Raw genomic sequence first — 8,180 nt, forward strand, 5'->3', positions numbered from 1 at the left:
GGTTGGGCGGACAGGAGGGTCTGGGTCCAGCCGTCGGGGTCGATGGCGCCCTGGCTGCCGAGGTCGTCGTCTCGGCCGTCGTAGGGGTTGGCGTCGAAGTAGCCGTGGAGGGATCCTTCGGGGCGGTGGCCGTAGTAGACGCCTCCGCCTGGGGAGATCAGGTGGTCGAAGACTTGCCAGGTGGTGTCGCGCAACTGGTAGCGCTGCCAGGAGTCGGAGCCGTTGATCTTGTAGGAGATCAGTTGTCCGGCGGCGGTGGTGCCGAGGATCCAGTCCGGCCCGGTCGTCGTGAGTGTCTTCAGGGCAAAGCCGCTGCCGATGAGGGTGTTGCCGGTGATGTCGGCCAGGGTGGGCTTCGTTTTGGTGAGGTTGTAGCGGCGGAGCACACCGTTGGCGATGCCGAACAGGTGGCTGTTGCCGTCGTAGGCCAGCAGCTCGTGGGTGTAGCCGCTGCCGAGCAGTATCGGTGGTTGGAAGGTGACGGTGTCTCGGTTGGAGATGATGTCGACCCGATACAGCTTGCCGCCGGACTCGTCCTGGGTGACCAGCAGGGTGTTGTAGTCGAGCGTGGCCATCGCCTTGGGCTTGAACCCCAGGGTGGCGGTCGAGACCTCGGCGCCACGCGTACGCTTCGCGGTTGCCGCGTCGATCTCGGTGTACGTCAGCTGCCCGTTCGGCAGCACCCCGTACACCGACGCCGGCCCCTTCGGCCCGCTGACATAGGGCCAGATGGCGTTGACGATGAGCTGCGCGTCAGCGGCCTGGGCCTGGTAGCGGTCGGGATACGCGGACACCTGGACGGTCTGGCACACCTCTCCGATCGGCGCGGTCCGCCAGCTGTTGTTCGGGTAGACCCGGAGCATCTTGTCGAGGAAGGCGTTGGTGGCCCACGTCGGGTTGAGCCGCTGGGACCTGCTGCCCCAGGAGGCGCGCTGCTGGAAAAGCCCCAGGCTGTCGTGGTCGACTTCCTCGCTGATGTTCTGGATGCTGGTCTCCACGATGGTCGTGGTCACCGCGATCACAGCCGCCCGCGGCTCCAGCCCGCGGTCGTGCACGGCCTTGATCACCATGCGGGCGCAGGACACGCGGTATGCGGACATGTAGCCGCGCATCTTGTCGTCGAGGGTGCTGTTGAGCTGGGTGGCCAGGGCCGCGTCGGTCGATGTCGTGCCGCCGGGATCGCACGCGGCGAGTTGGTAGGCGGCGGTGACGTCAGACGCGTCTACCTCCGGCTGCGGATCGAGGGCCGCGGCCGAGGGAGAGGCGATGGCGCACAAGGAGATCACGGCCGTGGCCGCGACGGCAGCGTGCGACAGGAACGCGTAGAGTCGCCCGTTCACGAGCTGGTCACGGTGCCGGGTTGGGCGGACAGGAGGGTCTGGGTCCAGCCGTCGGGGTCGATGGCGCCCTGGCTGCCGAGGTCGTCGTCTCGGCCGTCGTAGGGGTTGGCGTCGAAGTAGCCGTGGAGGGATCCTTCGGGGCGGTGGCCGTAGTAGACGCCTCCGCCTGGGGAGATCAGGTGGTCGAAGACTTGCCAGGTGGTGTCGCGCAACTGGTAGCGCTGCCAGGAGTCGGAGCCGTTGATCTTGTAGGAGATCAGTTGTCCGGCGGCGGTGGTGCCGAGGATCCAGTCCGGCCCGGTCGTCGTGAGTGTCTTCAGGGCAAAGCCGCTGCCGATGAGGGTGTTGCCGGTGATGTCGGCCAGGGTGGGCTTCGTTTTGGTGAGGTTGTAGCGGCGGAGCACACCGTTGGCGATGCCGAACAGGTGGCTGTTGCCGTCGTAGGCCAGCAGCTCGTGGGTGTAGCCGCTGCCGAGCAATACCGGTGGTTCGAAGGTGACAGTGCCTCGGTTGGAGATGATGTCGACCCGATACAGCTTGCCGCCGGACTCGTCCTGGGTGACCAGCAGGGTGTTGTAGTCGAGCGTGGCCATCGCCTTGGGCTTGAACCCCAGGGTGGCGGTCGAGACCTCGGCGCCACGCGTACGCTTCGCGGTCGCGGCGTCGATCTCGGTGTACGTCAGCTGCCCGTTCGGCAGCACCCCGTACACCGACGCGGGCCCCTCAGGGGAACGTGACGGGCAGTTGAAGCTTTCGACGTTGCGCCAGGTCTGGGAGTTCGATTGACCGTAGGTGACGCCGTTGAAGGTTGGCTTGATCCGCTCGGAGCCGGCGAACCCCCAAGAAGCGTCCCCATTGCCGTCGGCGTCGTAGGCGAGTTCGAAGTGCAGGTGCGGGTGGCCGTTGGACTCCCCTCCGGTCTTGCCGACCTTGCCGATCACCGTTCCCTGCTGCACCCTGTCACCGGCCGAGACGCCACGGGACTGCAGATGGATGTACGTGGTGAAGTAGCCGCCACCGTGATCGATCTGTACGACGTTGCCGCCGTTCTCGTGGTAAAAGGCCTTGTCCACCCTCCCGGCGGCCGCGGCGACCAAGGTGGCGCCCTCGGTGCCGTGCTGGTCGGGCTCCTTCACCATGTCGAGGGCGGGGGCGTGGCCCCAGGTGTCCAGCCGCCACTTCTGCCCGCACGAGAAGGGCAGCTGGAGGTTCGGTGCGGCTGCGGTGGCGGCGGTCGAGGTCGCGACCAGGCTGCCGGCCACGGTCGTGAGGAGCAGGGCACCGCCGGCTAAGCGTTTTTTGAGCACGTCGTTCCGTTCCGTTTCACAGGGGGTTCGGAGAAAGGCCCGACACGCGGAGGGTTCTCCGTCGTGCCGCGTCGATGCGTACGCGAAAGTAACTTGCGGCGGTATGTACGCGGTATATCCGAACGACCGCGGGCGGTGGCGCGCCGTTCAAGGAGGAATAGACGTCCGCCTCGTCGACGCCGGGGCAGGACGATCTGGTGCGGCTGACGGTCTCGCGGCCGCGGAACCAGCGGGATTCCCGGTACGGCACGCCGAGCGTGATCGAGAAATCGCACTCGTGGGAGGGTGGACGACGAGCTCTGGGTCCGCTCCACCCTTGCAGCTCTGCAAATGAACGACACCCTGATCGCCGCATCGCAGCGCGCGGCGGATGTCCTCGGGCCCGCGACCCCGGCCGGCGCGCGCTTCGGCGGCGCTGCTGAGTTCCTGCTCCTCGTGAACGCGAGCCTCGGGCAGGTCATGGAGCAGTGGCAGCAGGGCCAGGCCGACCAGAACGTCGGGCGCCAGTCATGATCTCTCGCGGCTATCGGCGAGGGCCAGGGAACTGAGCGTTATGTCGGCGTCCCTGGCGTCCTGTCATCGCCTGCTCATGTGCGGCAAATCATGTACGCGATAATGGACTGTTATCACGTACATGAGCGATCATGACGACGCGCCGACCAGCGAACCCGCTGTCCCGTCTCTTTGATCTCGGCCCGTTCTCACTGAATTCGGCCCTCTCGTAGGGTTCGTCTCACTATGGTTGGCCCGATCTTGTGACGACGGGTGGTGATCTGGGTGAGTGTGGAGTTGGCGTACGCGGGTGTTGCCCGCTCGCAGTTCGAGGTCTCGTACGTTGATCTGCATGGCACCCAGGTATCCGGGCCGTTGAACGCGTGCTGGGACGCTCTGTTCGAGGATGCGTTGCCGGTCAGGTCGTTCCCGTCGTTCAAGGGGCAGCGGAACTTTCCGGGCTGGTGGTGGTCGGCGACGTCCGGGCGGCACGTTGGCCACGAGTCGTGGCTGGAACATGATCATGCGATGCTGCTGGACTTCGACCCGGAGGTCGTTGGGTTCTCCTCTCAGCCGTTGGCTTGGCAGCAGGAAGCGAAACGCCGGGAGCACGTTCCCGATTACTTCGCCCGGCAGGCGGACGGCACGGGCGTGGTGATCGACGTGCGTGCCGATGAGCGGATCGAGGCTGTGGCCGCCGGACTGGCGGACACTGGAAACGACTGTGGAGGGCAGGTAAGACCAGGCGAGGCAATTCCGACCCTGGCACAGCCCGAAAGCTACGGCGCCCAAGCGGCGTACCGCCCGACGAAGGCGTCCGCTTGACCGGGCCGCCCCCGAACGGGGAATCTCCCGACCAGGCGTTAACCTGCCTTCGCGCGAACCGATCGGCGAGGAGGCCAAAGTAGTGATCATCGCACCGGAGCCGAGGCCGGCCAAGACACTGCCGACGATCCGCGAGGCTCTGTCTCATCCGCGCGATCGGGAGGGCTTCGACGCCGGGCTGCCGGTGGTCGTTGAGCAGGCCCGAGCCGCCGGCGACTGGCGCGGAGTCGAGGAATTCACCCAGACCTGGTGGATCATCGCGTGCGTCAGCATGCAGGACCCCGAGGACCGGCAGCGGGCGTGGGACACGGTCGACGACATCCAACGCAAGATCGAGCGCGGCGAGGAGATCCCCGGCGTCCCGCTGGAGGAGGTGCTCGCCAGGCGGGCCGCCCGACGGGAGATGCCCACGCCGGACGGCGAACGCTCATGATCCCTCAGGCGCCTGAGCGCGCGGCCGCCTCGAGCATGTCGTGATAACGCAAAGGCCCCGCCTGAAGGCGGGGCCCGCACCTACCCACCGAAGCGGGTAGGGGAATCGTTGTGAACGGTACCAGCGAGTTGGCAGGGCCGGTCAAGCCACTTGGCGTTACATTGCGATTACTTTCCGCACGGAGTAGGAGGCCTGGGCCACGAATGGCTCTGTGCGCGTCGAGGGCGCCGTGGTGCCGTCGGCCGGTCGGCAGCGCGGAAAGTGCCATCTTCCGATCTTCAAGAGGCGATAAGGGCGGGGGACATCGGTGACCAAAGACATGGACAGTACATGACGAATCCGCTGTTCGGACGCTGGTTGGTCACCAAGCTGTCCTCGGGATGGTCATCACCTGTCCTCCGCCTGAAACGCCACAGCTCGCCCACGCGCGATCAGAGGAGCTATAGGAAGAGCGCAAGATTCAGACGATCGAGCAAGCCGTACGCTGCCGCACCGCACCTCTGACACTCAGGCGAGCCTTGGCGATCAGCATCGGACAAAGCCGCAGGTCAGGGAGTCGCATCTGCCTCATAGCGACAAGCGGAGAGGCCCTCAAATCTTGCCGACCAGCAATGCGATCCACGCCGAAGAGGCGGGACACGAAGCGCGTCACGCTTTCCCTCTGGCCGCAGTGTGCATCATATAAAGAAAGGAAGCTGTATTTGCATCCACTTAAAATTCTGCTATTACAAATAAAACTACGGCAGTGCGTCGCCAATGGCATGATAATCATGTCAAGCGTGCAGAAAATGGGGCAATTTACGCACATGAGAGGGGTGTCGGAGTGACAAGAGGTGACCAATTGGGTGACAGGTGATGACGAACCCGCAGGACAGTTAGGTGACAAGTCTCACCTGCGCTTCACAAGTCCCACCTGCGCTTCACAGCCGCTCGGCGGAGATCCGGGCCGCCCCTGTGCATACTTGCGGGAATTCTGCCTTCTCGCAAGTTGGGCGAAGCTCTGGCCGACGCAACAGATCTCGATTTCTGATTTTTAATTTCTGGAAAATCAATAATGGTACTCTGACTCTGTGACTGCAGAGACCAGCGTGGTGACGCTTTGTAAGCATTGCGGGGCGTCGATCGAGCAACGGCGCGGGCGGGGACGGCCCAAGGCGTACTGTCCCGAGAAGGACTGTCAGGCGGTCGCCAAGCGGGAACGCGAACTACGACGCGCCACTCCCGGGCTGGAAGGGGCGCTGGCCAGGGCCGAGCAGCTGTACGACCGCATGGAGAACGGGCTGGCCGCGGCCATCGAGCCGCTGGCGCGGGCGCTGGCCGATGAGCTGAGCCCCGCAGGGGTGGAGGCCAAGCTCAGCGCCGTGCAGGCGGAGGCGCACACGCGCGTCGCGATCGCACGTACCGAGCGTGAGCAGGCGTTCGAGCAGGTACGGCTGGCGCGTGAGGCCGCCGAGCACGCCCGCAGGCAGACGGCCGAGATGCGGGCCAAGCTGGAGGAGGCGGAAAGTGAGCGGGAGACCGCGCTCAACGATGCCGAGAGGGCGCGCGAGCAGGCGCTGGCCGCGTTGCGGGAGGCCGCCAGCACCGAACGGCAGGCCCTGCAGACGACCGAGGAGGCGCAGCGGCGCGCGGATCTGGCCGAGAAGCGGGCCAAGGAGGCGGCACGCCAGGTCGAGCTGACCGAACAGGCCAGGGATCAGGCCGTTCAGGAGCTGGCCGAACGGGTGGAGATGGCGGACAGGCGGGCCGCGGAGGCGCGGGCGCAGACCGTACAGGCTCAAGAGGAGGCCGGCCAGGCGCGGGAGGATAGGGACCGCGCCCGAGATGAGACGGCGGCGGCCGTTCGGGCGCGTGAGCAGGCCGAACGCGACGTGATCGCGGCCAGGGCCCGGGAGGAGGCGGCAGCGCAGGAGCGGGAGCGCGCCGTGGGGCGGGCCGTTGCGGCTGAGCGCACCGCGGCCGAGGCCGGACGCGATCGCGCGGTGGCGCTTCAGGACGCCGCGCGGGCGGCGACCGAGGTGGAGCGGCTGACGGCCAAGGTGGCCGCGGCCGAAAAGGAGGGCGCGGCCGCCTTGGCCCGGGAGCAGAAGCTGGTCAATCGGGAGAAGGCGCGTGCTGACGCCGCGGTCAAGGAGCGCGATCAGGTACGAGCGGAGCTGCGATTGGAACGGGTACGGCTCGAGGACATGCGGGCCGAGCTGGAGGCGGCGCGGGCGGAGGCGGCTCAGCTGCGGGAACGGGCGGTCGCGGCAGAGATGAGGTCGCTCTGACAAGCGCGAGGTGCTTTCGGACCGCCTCTCAGGAGGACATGGCGTGACCGCTGTCCTGCAGGCCCAGGGACTGGGCAAGAAGTAGGGCAGGCGATGGGCGCTGCGAGAGTGCACCATCGACTTCCCGCCCGGGCACGTCGTCGGGCTGGTGGGCCCCAACGGGGCCCGCGCACGGGGCGGGAAAGCAGTTCGGCGGCCAGCGCGCCCTCACCCTGGGCCTGGCCAAACGGCCCGAGCTGCTGATCCTGGACGAGCCTGCCGCCTCACTCGACCCACTCCCCCACTGCGAGTTCCTGCAGGGCCTGATGGAGGCCGTCCCACTCCGGGTGGTCGGGTGGTGGGGCCTCAGAGCTCCTGCCCGAGGAGTTCCGTCAGGGCGGGCGGCACGGTGTCGCCCTCGTCTCGCATCTTCTGAACGCCTGGGCGAGCTGCGGTCAGCATCCCCCGACAGCTTCAGGGAGCGTGCCGGCCCTCAGGACTGACCGCAGGTCGCGGGGCAGAACTTGACCTCGGGGTAGCGTGATGACGGCTTGTCCAGCAAGGGCTGGCGCTTGGCCCGTAGGTGCTGGTCGAGGAAGGCTGCCACGTACGTGCGGGTGAGCTCGGCGGCGCGCGCCGCGGGCAGAACGCCGTAGGCGGGCTTGACGCCGAGGGCGCCCGCCATCAGCGGGCCGTCGGTGAAGGACTGGTGTTCGGCGCCCGTCAGCACGAGCCAGCGCTTCCACCCGGTCAGCAGCTTCCAGTCGCGGTCCCACGAAGTGTCGCGGCCGCCGGGGACGTGCTGCGGCGAGCCCAGGAACATGAACGGCCGGGAGAGGCCGCTCTTGGGGATCCGGGCGTAGGTGGTGCCGTCCATGTCGATGCCGGCCCGCACCCGGGAGTCCTTCACCATGGACGCCATGGCGCTGGCCCCGCCCATCGACTGGCCCACCATCGCGATTCTGGAGCGGTCGATCAGGTCAGAACCTTCCCACTTCGTCGTCAGCTGGTCGAGCACGAAGGAGACGTCGGCCGCCCGGCCCGCGACCACCCCCGTGCCGAAGCCCGGGTCGGTGTCGCTGTCGCAGGCGAGGCATTCGGCGACCCGCCCGTCGGCCAAGGTCGTGGCGTAGCTCTCGTAGGTGTGGTCGATCCCGGCCACGACGTACCCTCGGCTGGCCAGATCCTCGGCCAGGGACGTGAGCGTGCTCATCGGATTGGTGAAGCCGGAGGACAGCACCACCAGCGGAAGCTTCCGCCCCGTGGGTTCGGCGTCCTTGATGGCGTTCGTGCGCGTCTTGCTCAGCGTGTCGTCCGGGACGCCCGCGATCCGATAGCGCCTCATGGCGAGCTCCGATTCCTTCGGTGTCATGTACGGCGCCCGCTGCCCGTCCCGCTGCTTGGCCGGATACCACAGGGTGACCTTGAGCTCCCTGGCGTCGACGTCGAGGTTCCACGGATCGGGGCGGGAGGTGTCGGTCAGATGCAGGGCGGTGGTGCCGACCGGCCGGGGGCCTGTCTCTTATACACCTCT

At 67.1% G+C, this 8,180-nt stretch carries 7 protein-coding genes; 4 read left to right on the forward strand and 3 right to left on the reverse strand.

Annotated features, from left to right (window positions below; translation table 11 throughout):
• Positions 1-1,340: hypothetical protein (locus EJK15_RS65505; protein WP_206062194.1), on the reverse strand; the 1,340-nt coding region annotated here is incomplete at its 3' end.
• Positions 1,337-2,647 (reverse strand): M23 family metallopeptidase, encoded by a 1,311-nt coding sequence (locus EJK15_RS65510; RefSeq protein ID WP_138720305.1) that lies wholly within the window; start codon positions 2,645-2,647, stop codon positions 1,337-1,339. The genes EJK15_RS65510 and EJK15_RS65505, both read right to left, overlap by 4 nt.
• Before the next feature lie 285 nt (positions 2,648-2,932).
• On the opposite strand from EJK15_RS65510, the gene EJK15_RS65520 reads away from it, so the two are divergent.
• From EJK15_RS65520 to EJK15_RS65535, 4 genes are all read left to right on the forward strand, one after another.
• Positions 2,933-3,160, forward strand: a complete 228-nt coding sequence (locus tag EJK15_RS65520; RefSeq protein ID WP_171075353.1) for a hypothetical protein — start codon at positions 2,933-2,935, stop codon at positions 3,158-3,160.
• Positions 3,161-3,412: 252 nt separating this feature from the next.
• Positions 3,413-3,964, forward strand: a complete 552-nt coding sequence (locus EJK15_RS65525; RefSeq protein WP_138720308.1) for a TnsA-like heteromeric transposase endonuclease subunit — start codon at positions 3,413-3,415, stop codon at positions 3,962-3,964.
• An 82-nt stretch (positions 3,965-4,046) separates the two neighbouring features.
• A complete protein-coding gene (locus EJK15_RS65530) occupies positions 4,047-4,397 on the forward strand; it encodes a DUF6247 family protein (RefSeq protein WP_138720309.1) in 351 nt (116 codons plus the stop codon).
• A gap of 1,070 nt (positions 4,398-5,467) precedes the next feature.
• Positions 5,468-6,667 (forward strand): coiled-coil domain-containing protein, encoded by a 1,200-nt coding sequence (locus EJK15_RS65535; RefSeq protein WP_138720310.1) that lies wholly within the window; start codon positions 5,468-5,470, stop codon positions 6,665-6,667.
• Positions 6,668-7,139: 472 nt separating this feature from the next.
• Here EJK15_RS65535 and EJK15_RS65545 read toward each other — a convergent pair whose 3' ends face one another.
• Positions 7,140-8,135 (reverse strand): alpha/beta hydrolase family protein, encoded by a 996-nt coding sequence (locus EJK15_RS65545; protein WP_338089970.1) that lies wholly within the window; start codon positions 8,133-8,135, stop codon positions 7,140-7,142.
• Between the last annotated feature and the right edge of the window lie 45 nt (positions 8,136-8,180).

This window comes from Nonomuraea basaltis, assembly GCF_005893125.1.
GTDB lineage: Bacteria > Actinomycetota > Actinomycetes > Streptosporangiales > Streptosporangiaceae > Nonomuraea > Nonomuraea basaltis.